This is a genomic window from Leptolyngbya sp. KIOST-1, from assembly GCF_000763385.1.
Classification (GTDB): domain Bacteria; phylum Cyanobacteriota; class Cyanobacteriia; order Phormidesmidales; family Phormidesmidaceae; genus Nodosilinea.
The window spans coordinates 1,975,518-1,992,264 of record NZ_JQFA01000002.1 but is presented as its reverse complement, the minus strand read 5'-3'; the positions used below and the strand labels follow the sequence as shown (position 1 = coordinate 1,992,264).

Annotated in this window: 16 protein-coding genes; 4 read left to right on the top strand and 12 right to left on the bottom strand. The window is 59.2% G+C overall.

The window, feature by feature from the left end:
- Positions 1-2: 2 nt before the first annotated feature.
- The 6 genes from pdxH to NF78_RS08790 form a co-directional block, all read right to left on the bottom strand.
- A complete protein-coding gene (gene pdxH / locus NF78_RS08815) occupies positions 3-638 on the bottom strand; it encodes a pyridoxamine 5'-phosphate oxidase (protein ID WP_035985798.1) in 636 nt (211 codons plus the stop codon).
- An 84-nt stretch (positions 639-722) separates the two neighbouring features.
- The gene (locus NF78_RS08810) at positions 723-1,643 is read right to left on the bottom strand and encodes a TIGR01777 family oxidoreductase (RefSeq protein WP_035989170.1); all 921 of its coding nucleotides are present in this window, start codon (positions 1,641-1,643) and stop codon (positions 723-725) included.
- Positions 1,644-1,692: 49 nt separating this feature from the next.
- Positions 1,693-2,082, bottom strand: coding sequence for a photosystem II reaction center protein Psb28 (psb28, locus tag NF78_RS08805; protein ID WP_035985797.1), 390 nt, complete (start codon positions 2,080-2,082; stop codon positions 1,693-1,695).
- 13 nt (positions 2,083-2,095) lie between these two features.
- Complete coding sequence (locus tag NF78_RS08800; RefSeq protein WP_035985796.1) at positions 2,096-2,779, bottom strand: zinc metallopeptidase; 684 nt, start codon at positions 2,777-2,779, stop codon at positions 2,096-2,098.
- Positions 2,780-3,043: 264 nt separating this feature from the next.
- Entirely contained in the window at positions 3,044-3,823 is a 780-nt protein-coding gene (locus NF78_RS08795; protein WP_035985795.1) for an RDD family protein, read from the bottom strand.
- A gap of 313 nt (positions 3,824-4,136) precedes the next feature.
- The gene (locus NF78_RS08790) at positions 4,137-5,114 is read right to left on the bottom strand and encodes a hypothetical protein (RefSeq protein WP_035985794.1); all 978 of its coding nucleotides are present in this window, start codon (positions 5,112-5,114) and stop codon (positions 4,137-4,139) included.
- 106 nt (positions 5,115-5,220) lie between these two features.
- On the opposite strand from NF78_RS08790, the gene NF78_RS08785 reads away from it, so the two are divergent.
- From NF78_RS08785 to NF78_RS08775, 3 genes are all read left to right on the top strand, one after another.
- Positions 5,221-6,237: a stage II sporulation protein M gene (locus tag NF78_RS08785; RefSeq protein WP_035985793.1), complete on the top strand. Its 1,017-nt coding sequence runs from the start codon at positions 5,221-5,223 to the stop codon at positions 6,235-6,237.
- 160 nt (positions 6,238-6,397) lie between these two features.
- Positions 6,398-8,656, top strand: coding sequence for a transglycosylase domain-containing protein (locus NF78_RS08780; RefSeq protein ID WP_035985792.1), 2,259 nt, complete (start codon positions 6,398-6,400; stop codon positions 8,654-8,656).
- A 305-nt stretch (positions 8,657-8,961) separates the two neighbouring features.
- Positions 8,962-9,747: a DUF4058 family protein gene (locus tag NF78_RS08775; RefSeq protein ID WP_035985791.1), complete on the top strand. Its 786-nt coding sequence runs from the start codon at positions 8,962-8,964 to the stop codon at positions 9,745-9,747.
- 63 nt (positions 9,748-9,810) lie between these two features.
- Here NF78_RS08775 and NF78_RS08770 read toward each other — a convergent pair whose 3' ends face one another.
- From NF78_RS08770 to NF78_RS08755, 4 genes are all read right to left on the bottom strand, one after another.
- Positions 9,811-10,155, bottom strand: coding sequence for a type II toxin-antitoxin system PemK/MazF family toxin (locus NF78_RS08770; RefSeq protein WP_035985790.1), 345 nt, complete (start codon positions 10,153-10,155; stop codon positions 9,811-9,813).
- Entirely contained in the window at positions 10,152-10,376 is a 225-nt protein-coding gene (locus NF78_RS08765; protein ID WP_035985789.1) for a DUF2281 domain-containing protein, read from the bottom strand. The genes NF78_RS08770 and NF78_RS08765 overlap by 4 nt, the downstream gene beginning before the upstream one ends.
- Positions 10,377-10,431: 55 nt before the next feature.
- The gene (gene polA, locus NF78_RS08760; RefSeq protein ID WP_052050634.1) at positions 10,432-13,356 is read right to left on the bottom strand and encodes a DNA polymerase I; all 2,925 of its coding nucleotides are present in this window, start codon (positions 13,354-13,356) and stop codon (positions 10,432-10,434) included.
- A 93-nt stretch (positions 13,357-13,449) separates the two neighbouring features.
- Positions 13,450-14,076, bottom strand: coding sequence for a hypothetical protein (locus tag NF78_RS08755; RefSeq protein WP_035985787.1), 627 nt, complete (start codon positions 14,074-14,076; stop codon positions 13,450-13,452).
- Between the two features lie 150 nt (positions 14,077-14,226).
- Here NF78_RS08755 and NF78_RS31015 point away from each other — a divergent pair, with 150 nt between their 5' ends.
- The gene (locus NF78_RS31015) at positions 14,227-14,397 is read left to right on the top strand and encodes a chlorophyll a/b-binding protein (protein ID WP_035985786.1); all 171 of its coding nucleotides are present in this window, start codon (positions 14,227-14,229) and stop codon (positions 14,395-14,397) included.
- A gap of 381 nt (positions 14,398-14,778) precedes the next feature.
- On the opposite strand, the gene NF78_RS08745 is transcribed toward NF78_RS31015, so the two are convergent.
- Both NF78_RS08745 and NF78_RS08740 read right to left on the bottom strand, forming a co-directional pair.
- Positions 14,779-15,690 (bottom strand): hypothetical protein, encoded by a 912-nt coding sequence (locus NF78_RS08745; RefSeq protein ID WP_035985785.1) that lies wholly within the window; start codon positions 15,688-15,690, stop codon positions 14,779-14,781.
- Between the two features lie 406 nt (positions 15,691-16,096).
- Positions 16,097-16,696 (bottom strand): hypothetical protein, encoded by a 600-nt coding sequence (locus tag NF78_RS08740; protein ID WP_035985784.1) that lies wholly within the window; start codon positions 16,694-16,696, stop codon positions 16,097-16,099.
- Between the last annotated feature and the right edge of the window lie 51 nt (positions 16,697-16,747).

Genomic DNA, 16,747 nt, shown 5'->3' with positions numbered 1-16,747 from the left:
CGTTAAGGAGATAGACGGGCGATCGCCCACTGGGTCTCTTTTCGGCTGTACAAAAAGCGATCGTGCAGGCGGCTGGGTCGCCCCTGCCAAAACTCAAAGCTGATGGGCCTGACTCGGTAGCCGCCCCAGAAGTCGGGCAGGGGCACCTCCTGATGGAGAAACTTTTCCTTCATTTTTTCAAACTGCATCTCCAGCAGCTGCCGCGAGGAGATAATGCTGCTCTGCTGCGATACCCAGGCCCCCAGCTGGCTGCTGCGAGGGCGCGACGAAAAGTACCGGAGCGACTCTGCGGCCGAAATTTTGCTGGCCGTGCCTGCGATCGCCAGCTGCCGCTCCAGCGGGTACCAGGGAAACAGCATGGAAACCTGGGCATTGGTCGCGATGTGCTGAGCTTTGCGGCTGCCGTAGTTGGTGAAAAATACAAAGCCGTCGCGATCGAAATACTTGAGTAATACCGTGCGCTGGTAGGGCGCGCCTTCCGCCGACACGGTGGACAGCACCAGCGCGTTGGGCTCCAGCAGATCGGCGTCACGAGCCTGCTGAAACCACCGCTCAAACTGGACAAAGGGGTCGGGGTCGAGATCGGTAATGTCTAGCCCCCGCTGGGTATAGTCGCGGCGCAGTTCACCAACATCCATGGCGTGATTGAGGTTTTGGATTTCGGGTTTCGGGTTTCGGGTTTTGGGCTTCGGGTTTTGGGTTTCGGGTTTCGGGCTTCGGGCTTAGACAATGTCGTCCAGGGCGTCTTTGACCAGGGCGTATTGATAGCTAAAGCCGCTGGCTTCGGTGCGTTTGGGTAGCACCTGCTGACCTTCCAGAACCACCTGGGCTCCATCGCCCAAAATGGCCTCCAGCACGAAGTCGGGCACCGGCAGCCAGGAGGGGCGGTTGAGCACCTTGCCCAGGGTTTTGCAAAATTCGCCCATGCGTACGGGGTTGGGGGCGGTCGCGTTGTACACGCCCTCCATCTGGGGATCTTGCAGCGCCTGCACAATCAGGTTGACAACATCGTCGCGGTGAATCCAGGAAAACCACTGCTGACCGCTGCCAATGGGTCCGCCGGCAAACATGCGAAAGGGGGTGAGCATTTTGGCCACCGCGCCGCCCATGCCCAGCACGATCCCAAGGCGCAAGATCACCAGGCGGGTGCCGTAGTCTTTGACCGGCTGAGCCGCCCCTTCCCAGGACTGACACACCTGGGAGAGAAAGTCGTTGTCGATGGGGGTGCTGGTCTCGTCAAAGGTGGCGGTTTCGCTGGTGCCGTAGTAGCCAATGGCGGAGGCGTTGACCCACACCGCAGGTTTGGGATCGGCCTTGGCCAGGGCTTCAACCAGCTTTTCGGTACCCACCTTGCGGCTGTCCATGATGGCCTGTTTGTGCTCGTCGCTCCAGCGCTCCGAGATCGGGGCTCCGGCCAGGTTGACTACCCCATCGCAGCCGGAGAGCACGCCTGTTTGCCAGTCGCCTGACTCCTGCGGGCTGTAGCCCACAACCTCGACCTGAGGAAAGTTGGCAGCAGGAAATACCTGCCGACCATGGTCAACGCTGCGGGTGAGCACGACAATGCTGTGCCCGTCGGCCTGGAGCCGCTCTACCAGGCGACTACCGACGAAGCCCGTGGCTCCAGTAATTGCAATTTTCATGGGCTCCTGATTCTGGGTAAACACGCCCCTGCTTTAGCGGTGGCTTGGTCTAGGATAAACCATCTGCCTGGGGCGATTCACCATAGGCCATCCCGTTGGCCTGGGCATAGCGCTGCATGAAGCGCATCAGGCGATCCCAGTGATCGTCGCGGTCGACAACCAGCTTGCACTCTACCCGCTGCAGGTCGTCGCCCTCGGGACCGCCAAAGATAAATTTGATGCCGTCAGGCTCAATGGCGATCGCCCCTTCTTCATCCACCAGCTTGAGCGCCTTGGCAAACTGGCTGCGAAAGCTCTGAAACCGCTCGATCGCGCGCAGTTGATTGAAGGTCAGCAGCACAATGCGCTCGCCAGTCCTGCCGTCGCGCCTGAGGCTGATATTGTCGATGGTTTCGGCAATACCCTCGTAGAACTCGACAGTTGGCGGCTGGGCGGTCATGGCGGCACAGGTACTAGCGGCGACGGTTAATTAATACTATGTAGTACAGCAGGTTGAGAAATGCCGTGAAGGCGGTGGCTACGTAGGTAAGGGCTGCTGCACTTAGCACGGCTCGGGCCCCTTTATTCTCTTCGCCCTGAAGAATGCCTAACTCATCCACCAGCCGCAGGGCCCGGTGCGAGGCATCGAACTCGACCGGCAGCGTGACCACGTGGAACAGCAGCACCGAGGCGAAGAAAATCACCCCCAGCCAGGCCAAATTCAAAAAATTGAAGATCAGCCCCGCCATGATCAGCATCGGGCCGAGCCGAGAGCCGAGATTTACCGCCGGCACCAGGGCGGCCCTCAGGTTCATAAATTTGTAGCCCTCTACATCTTGCAGCACGTGGCCACACTCGTGGGCCGCCACCGCCGCCGCCGCCAGCGACCCAGAGCCGTAAATGCCCTGGGAGAGGCGTACCGCTTTGGCCCTAGGATCGTAGTGGTCGGTCAACTCGCCCGCCACCGGCTCGACTTTGACATTGCGCACGCCCTTTTTGGACAGAATGGTTTGGGCCACTTGAGCCCCGGTCATGCCCATGGTGGACTGGACTTGTGCGTACTTGCGATAGGTGCCCTTGACCTTGCTCTGTGCCCAGAAGGTCAGTACAGCCGTAGGAATGGCAACCAGCAGGATGTAAATGGGGTCGAAAAACATGGCCTGAGCCGGGATAAAGGATGAAGCGTCAAACTATGCAGCGAATGATAGCAGGCTGTTTATAAGGATCCTCTAAGTTTTACGGGTTCCTAAGGATTGGAGGGCGGGGGGTAGGGGTTAGTAGGGTGGATGGGGTAGGGCAATAAATGAATGCAAAAATGTGAATTCAAAATTTTGCACTTTTGACTTTGCCTTTTGAGTTTTGTTCACGCACCCCCACCCACCCACTTACCCACCCCCTTCACCCCCCACTCCCAAAAACCCTCACTTACCCTGCTGGTAGGCAGAGTAGATCGCCTCTAAAAACGTGTCGGTGGTCATTTCGGTGGGTAGGGTCTCGAGGGCCAGCTGAGCTTTGAACCGGCGAGCGAGCTGGTCGCTGACCAGGGTTTTGGCCTTGGGGCTCATGGCCCGCCGCCGCTGCAAAAACTCGCGCACGGTGGCAAAATCGTCGGGGGAGAGGCGACTCATATCGACCAGCGCCATCAAGTCCTGGCCGATCGCCTGGGATCGCTCTGGTACTTGAATTTCGCTGCTGGTGACAGGGTCGGTCTGCACCACCAGGGTCCCCGCCAGCCAGTCGCCCAGCCGTTTCTCGCTCTTGCTGAGCAAGATGCAGAAAAAGCCGATGAACAAAATATCGTCGATGGGGCGCAGCAGCGATCGCAGGGTGGCCTGGGGCAGGCGCTCGGGCTGGCCATCGTCGCGAATGACCCTAATTTTGGCGTAGCGCTTGCCGGGGGTCTGGCCGTACCACCAGGTTTCAAGCAGCACGAAGTAGCCAATGTAGAAAAAGAACGCCAGCAGGGCTGCGATCGCCGTCACCCACAGCTGCACCGTCTCACTGGGCACCGTGAACACCGTATCCATCGCCAGCAGCCGCACCAGCAAAAAGCTGTAGACCAGGGTTAACACCGTCAGCCCCGCGCCCAGACACAGGTAGTCGAGGGTCAGCGCCACCGCCCGGCTGCCCACCCCAGCCAGCACAAACTCCAGCTCAACGCTCTCGGGGGTGCGAATGGTGACGGTGTTGAAGAGGGGCATTGGAAGGGGAGGTGAGTGGGTGTGTGGGTGAGTAGGCGAGATGGTGGGAGAGTAGGGTTTGCCTGGGGGTAGGACGAGCGAAGGAAGTTCAAAATGAAAAATTCAAAGTTAAAAAGGCGTTGCTGAAGGCGTTGCTGATTGTCGGGATGATTTGCCCCCCTAGCCCCCCAATGCTGGGGGGAACCGAACAGTCTCAAGGTCCCCCAGCATTGGGGGATTTAGGGGGCAGTGAAAGGACTTTTGCCGCTAAAAATTCATGCCTTGATTCAGCAACGCCGTTAAAAATTTTGAATTTTGCATTCATTTCATTTTCTCATTCATGGATGCCTGGCTCATCGGCCCGTAGGGCCAAGTCAAGGCCTTCGCGGCGGCTGCGCAGGTCGTAGTAGAGCACGCCTTTGACCGCCTGCCACAGGGGCAGCACCACCATACTACTCACCAGGCTGAGCACCAGACTGAGGGCGAAGGTAATGGCGTAGACGATGCCGTCGACGGGCAGCAACTCCAGCAAAATGCTGGGGATGTAGTTGGTGACCGAAAGCAGCGGCAGCTGAATGAGAAACGTGGCCAGAAATATCACCTGAATGCGCAAAATGGCCGTCTGGGTTAGCTCCCAACTGCGGCTCATGCTGCTGCTGGCATCCTGCTGCGGCTCGATCGCCAGCACCACTTCGGCGATAAACAGGCGCGAAGCGACCCAGATCAGCGCAACCAGCAAAATTCCCAGCCCCAGCAGCACCCCCAGCAAAATGCCCATCACGCCACCGACGGCCTGGTTGATCAGCGCCGACAGAATGCCTGCGGTTAAGAACCCAACGCCACCGCCCGCAATTAGTGCCAGCAGCGACCCCACCAGGTAGGCGGCTATGTAGGCCAGCATCAGCAGGAAGCCCAGGAGCAAAAACTGCCCCAGCTTAGGTGCCACCTGACGCTGCGCCTCCAGGGAGGTTTCGGGCTGGTTGATCAAATCCCGAAAGCACAGGCGACCCACCACGCTGGAGAGGGCGTAGTACTTGGCGGAGCCGTACAACAGCGGAACGAACCCCACCAGCAGACCTACCAGACCGCCCAAAACGGCGCCAATGTCGCCGCCGATCGCCGCGCCGATGCCTGCCAGAAGGGCGATCGCCAGCCCCAGGCCGATGATGCCAGCCACCAGCCACAGCGTCGCCAGGACCGCCAGCCGAAAGAATGTCTTAAAGCGATCTTTGTATAGCCGCAGGGCTGCGCTCACCACATCGCCGGGGTTGAGGGGGCCGAGCTGGTTACCCTGCTGTGCGGATGGGTTCATCAGCGCCGCCTCCTGGTAGAGATAAAACGAGCTGTAATACGGTGTGCGTTCATTTGAGGTTAGCCTACACTGCTCTTTAACATGCCCGTTTTTACCCCTTTGCTTCATGAATGTTCAGCGTTGGATGGCCCGACGAGAAGTCAGCTGGCGGCAGCTTGAGGCGTTACTGACCCAGGCCGAAAAAAAGGGGCTCAGGTCCCTCTCAGCGGATCAGGTGCGGCAAATGGCCAGCCTCTACCGTTCTGTGTCCGCCGATCTGGCGCGGGCAAAGGGTAATGGGGTGGGCCAGGCGGTGATCAAAGACCTGCAGCGGCTCACCAGCCGCAGCTACAGCCAGATTTACCAGGGCTCGCGCCGGCAGGAGTGGCAGGCGCTGTGGGAGTTTTGCCGCTACGGGTTTCCGGCGGTGGTGCAGCGGAGCTGGGTCTATATCGCAATTTCAACGGCTCTGTTTGCAACGGGCGGGCTGCTGGGCTGGTGGCTGGCCTGGCAAGACCCGGCCTTCCTCACCCTGGTACTGGGGCAAGACTTTGTCGAAGAAGTAAAAACCAGCCAGGAACTCTGGACCGTCTCCATCCTGGGCATTGAACCCGTGGCCTCCAGCGGCATTATGATCAACAACATTGGGGTGGCGCTCAGGGCGCTGGTGGGGGGCGTGACCATGTTTCTACCCCAGGGGCCGCTGATTACGCCGCCGGGGGCCTTCACGGTTTTTCTGCTGGTGGTCAATGGGGTGATGATCGGCTGCGTGGGGGTGCTGGTGGCCCAGGCCAACCTGGCCTACGACCTCTGGGCCTTTGTCTTTCCCCACGGGGCGCTGGAGCTACCGGCCATTTTTATGGCGGGCGGGGCGGGGTTGCTGCTGGCCCGGGGCATTTTGCTGCCCGGTGCCTACCGCCGCATCGATGCCCTCAAGCTCTACGGGCTCCAGGCGGCACAGCTGCTCTACGGCATTGTTCCCATGCTGGTGATTGCGGGGCTGATCGAAGGGTTTTTCTCCCCCCAGACCTGGATTCCCAATGGGTTGAAGTACGCGGTGGGAACAGCCCTTTTTGTGGCGCTGGTGCAGTACTGTCGCATTCAGCGGCCCCAGGCGGGTGACGCGACCACCCCAGGCGGTTAAAAATTGAATTTTGCCGATCGGTTACAGAGACGGTCGCTGGACAATTGTGTAGCTATTGCCCTGGGTAACCATCCCTAAAAGTGGCCTATCTGCCAGAGCGATTGCAAAGCTTATGACTACAATAAGGCTGTATTGTCGGTTGGGCCTACTGCCACTTGCCATGTCGCCCCCAAACCCCCCCCAGCCTCGTACCCTGCTCAAAACCGTTACCCAGGCCTTTCATGCTGTGCAAGCCAAGGTCGACTTTGGCAAGCTGGCGGTCAAGCCCGGTGCCCGTGCGGCCGAACTAGAGGTCACGGTCAACGGTAAGCCCACCACCTACCCCCTGCTGGGGGAACACTACATCATGGGGCGCAGCAGTTCCCAGTGCGACATCGTGGCTCCCAGCCCCATTGTCAGCCAGGTGCACGCCACCCTCACCCGCGACACCAATCGCCCCAGCCAGCCCTTCGTGATGAAGGACCGCAACTCTACCAACGGCATCTACCGGGGCAAAAAGCGGCTCACCCAGGCGGTGATGAACCACGGCGATGTCTACACCCTTGGCCCCCCGGAACTTCAAGACGCCGTTACCCTCCGGTTTAACGAACCGCCCCCCTGGTACGTCAAAACGGCCCGCTACACCCTCTACGGGTTCACGGGGCTGTCCCTGGCGGTGGGGGCCTGGATTGTCGGGGTGGAGTGGCCCAAGATTCCCATGCGCCCCCTGCCCGACTCGGTGCAGGGCCCTGTAGTGGTGTTTGGCGAAGAAAATGGCGCTTCGGTACCCCTGCGGGAGCAGCTGAACCTGTCCCACCGGGAGCTGCGCCGCATGGGCGACTTCTCCCCCTACCTGCCCCAGGCGCTGATCGCCTCCGAAGACACTCGCTACCACTGGCACCTGGGGGTCGATCCCCTGGGCATTTTGCGGGCCGTGTGGGTGAATTTTCAGGGGGGAGCTATTCGCCAGGGGGGCAGCACCATTACCCAGCAGCTGGCCCGCAGCGTCTATCGCGAGTATGTGGGCACCGAAGACTCCGCCGGACGCAAAATTCGCGAGGCGATTACGGCGCTCAAGCTGGAGACGTTCTACAGCAAAAACTATCTGCTGCTCACCTACATGAACCGGGTGTACTTGGGCGACAGTCTCTACGGCTTTGAGGATGCGGCGCAGTTTTACTTCAACAAACCTGCTCGCGACCTCACCCTGTCGGAGGCGGCGACCCTGGTGGGCATTCTGCCCGGTCCCAACGCCTTCAACCCGGTGCAGAACTACGATGCTGCTGTGTTCTACCGCGATCGCGTGCTCGATCGCATGGTGAGCCTGGGCATGGTCAGCCAGGAGGAGGCGCGGCGGGCGCGGCGATCGCGGATTGAAATCAGCCCCGACGCCACCCGGCAGCTCCAGAGCACCCGCGCTCCCTACTTCTACAGCTACGTGTTTCAAGAGCTGGACGCGGTGCTGGGCACCTCCCTGGCCCGCGAGGGCAACTTTTTCGTGCAGACCAGCATTGACCTCAACCTGCAGGCCGCCGCCGAGAGCGCCCTGAGCCAGGACATTGCCACCCAGGGAGCGGCTCTGGCCTATTCCCAGGGGGCCGTAGTCACCCTGGACAGCTCCAGCGGTGCTATTCGGGCCCTGGTGGGCGGCGTAGACTTTGGCCAAAGCCAGTTCAACCGGGCCTCCCAGGCGCTGCGCCAGCCGGGCTCGACGTTTAAGCTGTTTGCCTTTGGGGCGGCCCTGGAGCAGGGCATTCCCCCCGGTCGCTCCTACGCCTGTTCGCCAATGACCTGGAACGGGCAGCGGTTTGCCGGCTGTCGCTCGGGGTCGGCTCCCCTCGATATGTATGCCGGGATGGCCCGCTCCGAAAACGTGGTGGCCCTGCGGATTGCCCAGGAGGCGGGCCTGCGCAACGTCATCAATATAGCCCAGCGGCTGGGGATCGAGTCCAGGCTGGTGGCCTCCCCTGGCCTGACCCTGGGCGAAAGCGAGGTCACCCCGCTGGAAATCACCGGCTCCTTTGCCGCTGTCGCCAACAATGGCGTGTGGAACCGCCCCCACGGCATTGAGCGAGTGCTGGACAGCAGCGACTGTGGCGATCCCAACGACATCAACACCTGCCGCGTGATCTACGAATTTGGCCAGGCTGGCGATGCCGATCGCCAGGCGATCGACCCCGCGATCGCCCGCACTTTGACCGGGCTGTTGCAGGGCGTGGTACAGGGCGGCACCGGACGCAGCGCCTTTTTGGGCCTGGGAGAGGCGGGCAAAACCGGCACCACCGACGACAACCGCGACCTCTGGTTTATCGGCTTTGTGCCGGGGCGCAACCTGACCACGGGCGTCTGGCTGGGCAACGATGACAACACCCCAACCCGGGGCAGCAGTGGCCAGGCGGCGGCGGTGTGGGGCAACTACATGCGCCAGGTGGTGCGGTAGGCCAGTGGTTTGTCAGCAGGCACAGAGACGCCTTGGCTCTTTGTCTATCCTGTTTTCACCTACCTGAGCCCCAATTATGTCTACCAAATCCACCATGGCCTATGGGCCAACGGTTCACTCGCTGCGCCAAAGCCAGCGGTATGGCTGGCCCCCTAAAACAATCTATTGACTCAAAACATCTAGGGGAGGGGATGGCTCCTTCTAGTTAGCCATTCCCCTTTTCTTTTAGGCCCAAATGAGAGCCCGCGATAACGTTTAGCCTCTGTATCGCTTAGGATCTGGGAAGCGTCATCCATGGTTGAACCATGCCTTCTCCCTTTCCTGGTATGGATCCTTACCTTGAAGGGTATCTGTGGCCCGATGTCCAAAGCGCCCTGGTGAGCAAAATTCGCCAAAAGCTCGCCCCGCTGCTGCGCCCCAGGTATATCGCTCGCTTAGAGGTTTACCTGGCAGAAGATCCCTTCCCGGAAGGGGAAATCGGCATCTTATACCCCGATGTCGAAGTGCTAGAAGCCCCAGGTCAACCACAAATTCGCCAAACTAACGGCACCGATACAGCCGTTATTACCCCGCCGAGCTTGACCCTGCCGTTCCCTGAAACCGTTGAAGTTCGTCTAACCACGGTTGAAATTCGAGACGTCGCTAAAAATCGGCTGGTGACCAGTCTTGAAATTCTGTCTCCAGTCAACAAGCGAGAACCAGGATTAACGGCCTATCGCCAAAAGCGAAGACGGCTCTATGCCGCCAACGTTCACCTCTTAGAAATAGATTTGCTGCGTCGAGGAACGCGCCCCTTTGCCCAAAGCAGGTTGCCCTCGGTGCCCTACTGCATCGCCCTAACTCGGGCCGGTGCAAAAAAGACTGAAATTTGGCCCGTACCGCTGACTTCGCCGCTGCCAGTGGTGCCCATTCCGCTACAGCCGCCGGATGAGGATGTGCCGCTAGATTTACAGACTGCCCTGAGCGAAATTTACGACGAAGCCGCCTACGATCTTTCAGTGAACTATGACGAACTGCCTCCCCCGCCTGCTTTCTCAAAAGAGGAGGAAAGCTGGATCGCGGCCCAGCTTGAGCCGCGATCGCAGGTTTGATTTTGTAAAGCTAACGAGTGGGGCAACTAACTACATGCGCCAGGTAATGCAGTAAGAATCTACTTATCCCAAAATCCAGCTGACGAACCTTTGCTTCAGTCTGACCAAACGGTCGTCTGCAATTTTTCCTGTGGTACCTAGAAAAATTGCCTGATTAACAACGGCAAGACGTGAAACGCGGATAACGCTCGCTTGTTTTAGGCCACTGCTACCAAAGTCACCATCGCTTTCGAGGATAATTTCATCAATGTCAGGTACCTGCTGAACTAGCTGGGACGAAATCATGCAGATTAGCCAGTCTTCATATTGGGTAGGACACTGGCGAAGCACAAGAGCAGGTCGTAGTTTTCCAGGTCTTTGGTCAGTTGTAGGAAATGGAAAAAGAATAATTTGCCCTTCCTCAATCATGAGAAAGTTTCCTTTAAATCTGCTGCGCTGTAGTCAACAGGATCATTCTCTAGACCTTGCATAGCAGCATGGAGGGAAAAAGTCTCCCAGTCCTGTAGGTCTTTGCGCCGTCTCTGTTCTTGGCTGCGAGCTTCTAGGTACTCAACAAAATTGAGTACTTCTGCTTGCTCTTTTTCAGAAAGAGCCGCTAGGTGGTGCAGGATTTCTTCAGCAAGAGTCATAGCGCCAGGTTGAACATCTCTCTAATAGTATGTTTAGTAATCAACTGTTTGGCTGCTACTTCGCCTCCATCCAGTTGGGGCCAGCGTGGGCCTCGACTTTGAGGGGCACCTTCAGCTCCACTGCCGATTCCATGGTGGCAATAATTTTGGGCTGTAGCTCGTCCCACTCGGCGGGGGGCACCTCAAACACCAGTTCGTCATGCACCTGCAAAAGTAAGTTGGCCTGGTAGTCTTTCAAAAGGTCGTGCAGGCGAATCATGGCGATTTTGATGATGTCGGCGCTGCTACCCTGGATGGGGGCATTGGCGGCGGCCCGCAGCGAACCTGCGTCATAGCCACCGGGGCGAATGGTGTCTAGATCAATAGAAGCCGGGTCGCTGCCGCGCAGCGATCGCAGCTTGCCATCGGTAAAGTTAAAGTACCGCCGCCTGCCGCAGATGGTCTGCACGTAGCCCTGGGCGATCGCCTCGCGCTGCATCTGCTGCAGGTACTCAAACACCTTGGGGTAGCGATCGTAGTAGCGATCGATAAAGGTCTTGGCGTCGGCGCGGTTGACCCCGGCCTCGCGAGCAAAGCGCGAGGCCCCCATGCCGTAGATAATGCCAAAGTTGATCACCTTGCCCGCCCGCCGCTCCTCAGCGGTAATCTCGTCTTTCTCAAACAGCAGCTTTGCCGTCAGAGCGTGGACATCATCCCCCGTGCTGTAGGCTTCCACCAGCACCGGCTCGCCGCTGAGGTGGGCGAGAATACGCAGCTCAATCTGCGAGTAGTCGGCAGCCACCAGCTGCCAGCCCGGCTCTGGAATGAACGCTGCCCGAATCTGGCGGCTAAAGGCGGTGCGAATGGGGATATTTTGCAGGTTGGGGTTCGACGACGACAGCCGCCCCGTGGCCGTCACCGCCTGGTTAAAGTCGGTGTGAACCCGGTGGGTTTCCGGGCGAATCAGCGTGGGCAGCGCATCCACGTAGGTCGATTTCAGCTTGGATAATGTGCGGTGCTCGACCACCAGATCGACCACGGCGTGGTCGCCCTGGAGTTTTTCGAGGGTGGCGGCATCGGTGGAGTAGCCGCCCGACTTGTTTTTGCGTGACTTGCGCTTGTCGAGGCCCAGCTTTTCAAACAACAGCTCGCTGAGCTGCTTGGGCGACCCCAGGTTGAAGGTTTCCCCAGCGTGGTCGTAGGCCTCTTGCTCAATGCGGGCCAGGTCGGTTTCGAGCTGCTTGGAGAACGTGGCCAGGTAGTCGGGGTCCACCCGAATGCCGGTGCACTCCATCTCGGCCAGCACTGGCTCCAGGGGAATTTCGACGTCGGTGAACAGGGTTTTAAGATCGCTCACCTGGTCCAGCTCAGCCTGGAGTTTGGGCACCAGCAGGTAGGTGGTGTGCACGTCGGCTCCGCAGTAGTTGGCGACAGCTGCAATCGCCATATCGGCAATTGTCTTTCCCTTGGGCACCAGGTCCTCATAGCTCTGGGCCACCAGATTGAGGTAGCGCAGGCTGAGGTCGGTGAGGTTGTGGCTGGCCTCGGGGTTGAGCACGTAGCTGGCCAGCATGGTGTCGAAGACGACCCCCGCCAGATGAACGCCCTGGTGGCGCAGCACCAGGCGATCGTACTTGGCATTTTGCAGCGCCTTGGGGAATTCGTCACTCTCCAGGATTGGGCGCAGGTTATCGAGCACCAGGTCCAGCGGAAGATTCTGGCCTTCGGTATGACCGACCGGAATATAGGCCATTTGATCTCGCCCAGTGCCCCAACAGCAGCCGATGCCGACCAGGACGGCGTCTCGTGGTTCGAGCGACGTAGTCTCGGTATCCCAGGCGACGGGGGTAGCGGGGTTCTTCTGCTCCGAAAGAAGGTCGAGTAGCTCGTAGAGTTGAGCTTCGGTGGCAATGATTTGGGGTTGAATGGCCACCTCATCGACCCCCTGGGCCTGGTCGGTTTCCTCCGCTGTAAAGAAGGCCACATCGGCCCCGCCCGTGTCTTGAAAGCGAGGTTTGGTTGATTCGGTATTCCCGGTGCCCTGGTCCAGCGCCTGGGCGGCCTTGGCGGCGGTTTCCTCGGCTGCTGCCCCGCCAAAGGCAACTTGCAGCTTGCCCAGCCGGTTGACAAAGTTCTGGAACTCCAGCTTTTTCAGTGCCGGAATCACCACATCGGGGTCGAAGCCCTCCAGCTTGCAGGTGGCCAGGTCAATCGACAAATCTCCAGCGGGAATATCGGTAACAATCTTGGCCATGTAGCGCGAGTGGTAGGCCGACTCTTTGCCCTCGACCAGTTTTTTCTGAGTGGCGCCCTTGATGTTGTCGATGTCGGCGTAGATGGCATCGAGGTCGCCGTACTCCGCCAGCAGCTTGGCGGCGGTCTTGGCCCCAATGCCCTTCACACCCGGAATGTTGTCTGACGAGTCGCCGCACAGCGCTTTGTAGTCCACCACCTGGTGGGGATAAATATCGAGCTTGGCTTTGACGTCTTCGATTTTGAATTCCTGGGCCAGGCCGTTTTTGGGTCCCTTGGCAAAGGCGCTGCCCAGGTGCAGCACGGTGATGCACTCCTCGGGGTCAATCAGCTGAAACAGGTCCTGATCGCCGCTGAGAATTTTGACGCAAAACCCTTCGGCCAGGGCTTTGGTGGCCAGGGTGCCGATCACATCGTCCGCCTCAAAGCCGGGGGCAACGTAGATATTGAGGCCAAAGTCGGTCAGCAGTTCTTTGAGATTCCGTACATCTTCGCTAAAGCCCTCGGGGGCCTCGGGGCGGCCGTCTTTGTAGGTGCTGTCTGCCGTGTGGCGAAAGGTGGGCTGGTCGAGGTCAAAGGCGACGGCGGCGTACTGGGGCTTCTCCACCTCCATCATGTCTAGCAGCGACTTGAGGAAGCCGTAGCAGACGCTGGTGGGAATGCCGGTGGAGGTGCGTAGGCCGCCGTCGGCATTTTTGGCGAAGGCGAAGTACGAGCGAAAGGCCAGGGAATGGCCGTCTACCAGCATCAGGGTGGGCTTGTCGGCCTGGGGGGAGGGTGCTGCCACGGCGGGTTCCAGTCGTCAGAGGATGAGTTCCTATTGTAAGGGGTGGGACGGGTCTTAACCTCCCAGAGCACTGACTAGGACACGGAGCAGCTCGTCTAGATCGGCGGGTACGCGGTAGAGATCGAGGTCTTGGGTGACCTGGCGCGACTGGCGATCGAACTGCCCAAACTGCCAGATATTGCCTGTCGAAATGGCCCCCTGCAAAATGGGTTGATCGGACTCAATCCATTGATCTAAAGCAATTAGCTCTATGGCCAACTGCACAAAGCCTCGCTCCAAATCTTCGTTTTTGGCTTCAATCACCAGAAATGTGGTGCCCTGTGTCGTGTCACTTTGTAGCAGGTAATCGAGCGATCCCTTGAGTTGATTGCTCACCGCCACGGGATATTCCACATTGAGGGTGGCCTCGGTGTAGTGCAGCACATCAGTTAGCACTGGAGCAATGAGAAATTCTCGCCGGGCCATTTCGCTGGTGAGGCTGAGTCGGGGCAGGCTTTCTTCGATGCGGGTTTTGAGATCGTTGAGGCGGTTGAGTGGGCCTGGGTAGCGGGGCAGGTGCAGAGCCTGGCGCTGAAGCGACACGCCAAAGTAGGCCAAAATGTCCTGCGGCGCAAAGTTGAGCTTGAAGTAGTCTGCAAACGTGTACGACTGCTCGGGCTGGATGATGGCAGCTCTAGGCATATCTCAGACCGGTTAGGAATGACAGGTTGGGGGGGCGTAACCTCAGTGTACCGCTCTGCCGAGAGGGCGATCGCTCTAGCTGTCCCCTCAGATATCACAACCGGCAACCCATAGGGTAGGCTAAGAAAGCAAACGACATACCCCATCGTCATGGCCAAGCTAGAACCCACCGTCACCCCCACCATTGAGCGTTCCAAGGCTGGTTTTAACGACTATGCCGAGCGGCTCAACGGGCGTGCCGCCATGCTCGGATTTGTGGCGCTAGTGCTGTTTGAGCTGGCGACGGGCCAGGCGATCGTCACCTGGCTGGGGCTGCGCTAGGTAAGCCATTGCTCTGGATTGGGAACAATATTTTATAACTAAGGCAGACTCCCCCGGTCTTGGCTGTAAATGTTTCCCTCGGCACCCCTTACAAAGAAGGGGCTCTTCAGGGGCAAAATCACCGTCATTAAGACCTGCTCATCTACTGCTACATCTAGGAGACCGACCCATTAAGGCACTGTTTAGGAAATCACCGTGGATTGCCACGGCGCTCACCGTAGGCGCTGTGGATGGCCTCATGGGAGCGACCGAAGACAAGATTTCGCTGGCGGTGTTTGGGTTGCTGCTGGCCGGTGGCGCTGTCACCTTGAGCTGGGGGCAGATTCAGCGCCACGCCACGACCAGCAAAATGCCGGCTATGCTGAATCCGCCGGGTCAAGTTTACATGCCCATGTCCACGGGCCGAAAGGATCTGCAGGCCAGCACAGGGGACGAGTCTACCCCCTGAAGCGGACATTTGGTTTGACTGCATGAGCGACAGTTGGCGTTGAGCATGTGCTCCAGACTGCGCTGTCGGTAGAGGCTAACGTTTTGGCGAATGTAGCCTTCCACTTCCAGTTCTGAGAGATCGTCGGCAATCAAAATGGTCTGGGGGGTGGTCAGCGCCTGGCGGCTGAGGTTGATTTGGGCCAGGTTGTCACAAAAGCCGGACTGGGGGGAATGCACTACCACCGGCAGCTTTTGGGGCTGGCTGCGAAACCCTTCGGGACGCTGCTGAGCATAGTGGTCTTTAAATTGTAGGGTGCAGGTGCCGTCGGCGTAGCTGCGGCTGCGGATGTGGCGCTGAAAGGGAACGGTGAGAAACCCCTCCGGCGTCAGGCTGTACCACCAGGACTTGTGCCAGCCCTGGGAGGGCAAGTTGAGAATGTGCTGAATGTCGTCGGGGGCAAAGCCCGATCGCGCCAGTAGGGTTTCGGCCTCGGTGAGCGACACATTCTGGGCCAGGGTGGCGAGGTCGGAGTGGCAGGGGGTGATCGCCTGGTACTGACGATGGCTGTTGAGGTCGGGCGGCGGCGGCGCGTCGGGGTAGGACCCGGCCAGGACGCAGTTGATGTGCTCGAAGGTGATCACTGCATCCATACGCCCCTGGCCGGGCAGGGGTACTCCCACCTCTACGCTGACGACGCCAATTTCGTGGGGATGGGCGATCGCGGGCAGGCTGTCGGTCAGCAGCGATCGCAAAAAGCCGTCGTCGGCGACCGCCAGCGCCAGTTGTGGGTCGACTGGCGCTGGCCGACTGATCGGCTGCCGCTGAGGTGGCTGAGACGACGGGGCGAGAGGAGAGCTAACCATAGGTAAACACTCGCCAAAGGGTGAGGGGATGCGATCGTCCCTGGACTGAGCCTGAAGGCTGGGCCCAGGGCTGAGGTGACTGCTTGCAATGGGTTTTGGGCGATTGGGAGGGGCCAGAGTTAGCCACCCAACCCTTAGTCTCATTGTTCTACCAAGCCCATTGGCGGATCGTTAACCCATAGCCAGGAAACGTTGCACAGGTTCGCAGAGCGCAATGTTTATGCTGCGGGTTTGTTACCGTGCTAAGGCTGGGGGCGGGGCAACAGCAGCAAAAAAGCGCCGCGATCGCAGCGCTTTAGGATTGGGTTATTTTGGGGGTTGGGCGTAGCACCGCTATTGGTCACCCGCTATTGGTCACCCGCTCTGAGATTCACGCCCTAATCGCTCAAACCCTAAACGTGGGCACCTAAACGTGGGCATCAGTGTCGTCCAGTACCTCGATCACCTCGATGTGGACGGGCGCAGCGGGTTCAGCTGCCTGCTTCACCTTGCTATAGGCCAGGGCGACCAGGGAGCGCACCCCGCGCACCAGCGGCCGAAAGGTGCCGTAGCGATCGCCGTACTCGGTGGCCATTTCGGCATCGAAGCGATCGAGGTGGGATTGCAGGCTAGAGAGGAACTGCTGAGCCCAGTCCACCTTGCGATCGTTGGCCAGGTAGCGCAAGTCGGCAAAGATTTGCGCCCAGGTGGGGGCTGCCTTGGTCGCCGCTTCGGGTTGAGGCGTTTCAGGGGAAGCCGCTTCGGCCTGAACGGCCTCAGCTACGGCGTCGGCCACGGCTTCAGCGGTGGCGGCATCGGCCGCTTCGTTGGCCTTTAGCTGCTCGATCATTTCGGCCAGAGTTCTGCGACCCTGGGTTTCAATTTCGCCAGATCCTTCTCTCAGCTCAGCCAATGTTTCGATCGCAGCAGCTTTGACAATTTCACGAATTCGCTCCAGGCGTTGACCGCCCTCTTTTTGGGCTTTTTCCCACTCGGTTTTAACGCGGTCTTGAACGGTATTAGTCATGGGGGCTTCTCCTAATTTGAAAATGATTTTTGGGGGAATTTGAACAATGTG

Coding starts and splice junctions, on each gene's coding strand:
- NF78_RS08755 (WP_035985787.1), bottom strand. CDS start 14,076: ATGCCTAGAGCTGCCATCATCCAGCCCGAGCAGTCGTACACGTTTGCA.
- NF78_RS08775 (WP_035985791.1), top strand. CDS start 8,962: ATGCCTTCTCCCTTTCCTGGTATGGATCCTTACCTTGAAGGGTATCTG.
- NF78_RS31015 (WP_035985786.1), top strand. CDS start 14,227: ATGGCCAAGCTAGAACCCACCGTCACCCCCACCATTGAGCGTTCCAAG.
- NF78_RS08785 (WP_035985793.1), top strand. CDS start 5,221: ATGAATGTTCAGCGTTGGATGGCCCGACGAGAAGTCAGCTGGCGGCAG.
- psb28 (WP_035985797.1), bottom strand. CDS start 2,082: ATGACCGCCCAGCCGCCAACTGTCGAGTTCTACGAGGGTATTGCCGAA.
- NF78_RS08770 (WP_035985790.1), bottom strand. CDS start 10,155: ATGATTGAGGAAGGGCAAATTATTCTTTTTCCATTTCCTACAACTGAC.
- NF78_RS08780 (WP_035985792.1), top strand. CDS start 6,398: ATGTCGCCCCCAAACCCCCCCCAGCCTCGTACCCTGCTCAAAACCGTT.
- NF78_RS08740 (WP_035985784.1), bottom strand. CDS start 16,696: ATGACTAATACCGTTCAAGACCGCGTTAAAACCGAGTGGGAAAAAGCC.
- NF78_RS08795 (WP_035985795.1), bottom strand. CDS start 3,823: ATGCCCCTCTTCAACACCGTCACCATTCGCACCCCCGAGAGCGTTGAG.
- NF78_RS08765 (WP_035985789.1), bottom strand. CDS start 10,376: ATGACTCTTGCTGAAGAAATCCTGCACCACCTAGCGGCTCTTTCTGAA.
- polA (WP_052050634.1), bottom strand. CDS start 13,356: ATGCTGGTAGACGGCCATTCCCTGGCCTTTCGCTCGTACTTCGCCTTC.
- pdxH (WP_035985798.1), bottom strand. CDS start 638: ATGGATGTTGGTGAACTGCGCCGCGACTATACCCAGCGGGGGCTAGAC.
- NF78_RS08745 (WP_035985785.1), bottom strand. CDS start 15,690: ATGGTTAGCTCTCCTCTCGCCCCGTCGTCTCAGCCACCTCAGCGGCAG.
- NF78_RS08790 (WP_035985794.1), bottom strand. CDS start 5,114: ATGAACCCATCCGCACAGCAGGGTAACCAGCTCGGCCCCCTCAACCCC.
- NF78_RS08800 (WP_035985796.1), bottom strand. CDS start 2,779: ATGTTTTTCGACCCCATTTACATCCTGCTGGTTGCCATTCCTACGGCT.
- NF78_RS08810 (WP_035989170.1), bottom strand. CDS start 1,643: ATGAAAATTGCAATTACTGGAGCCACGGGCTTCGTCGGTAGTCGCCTG.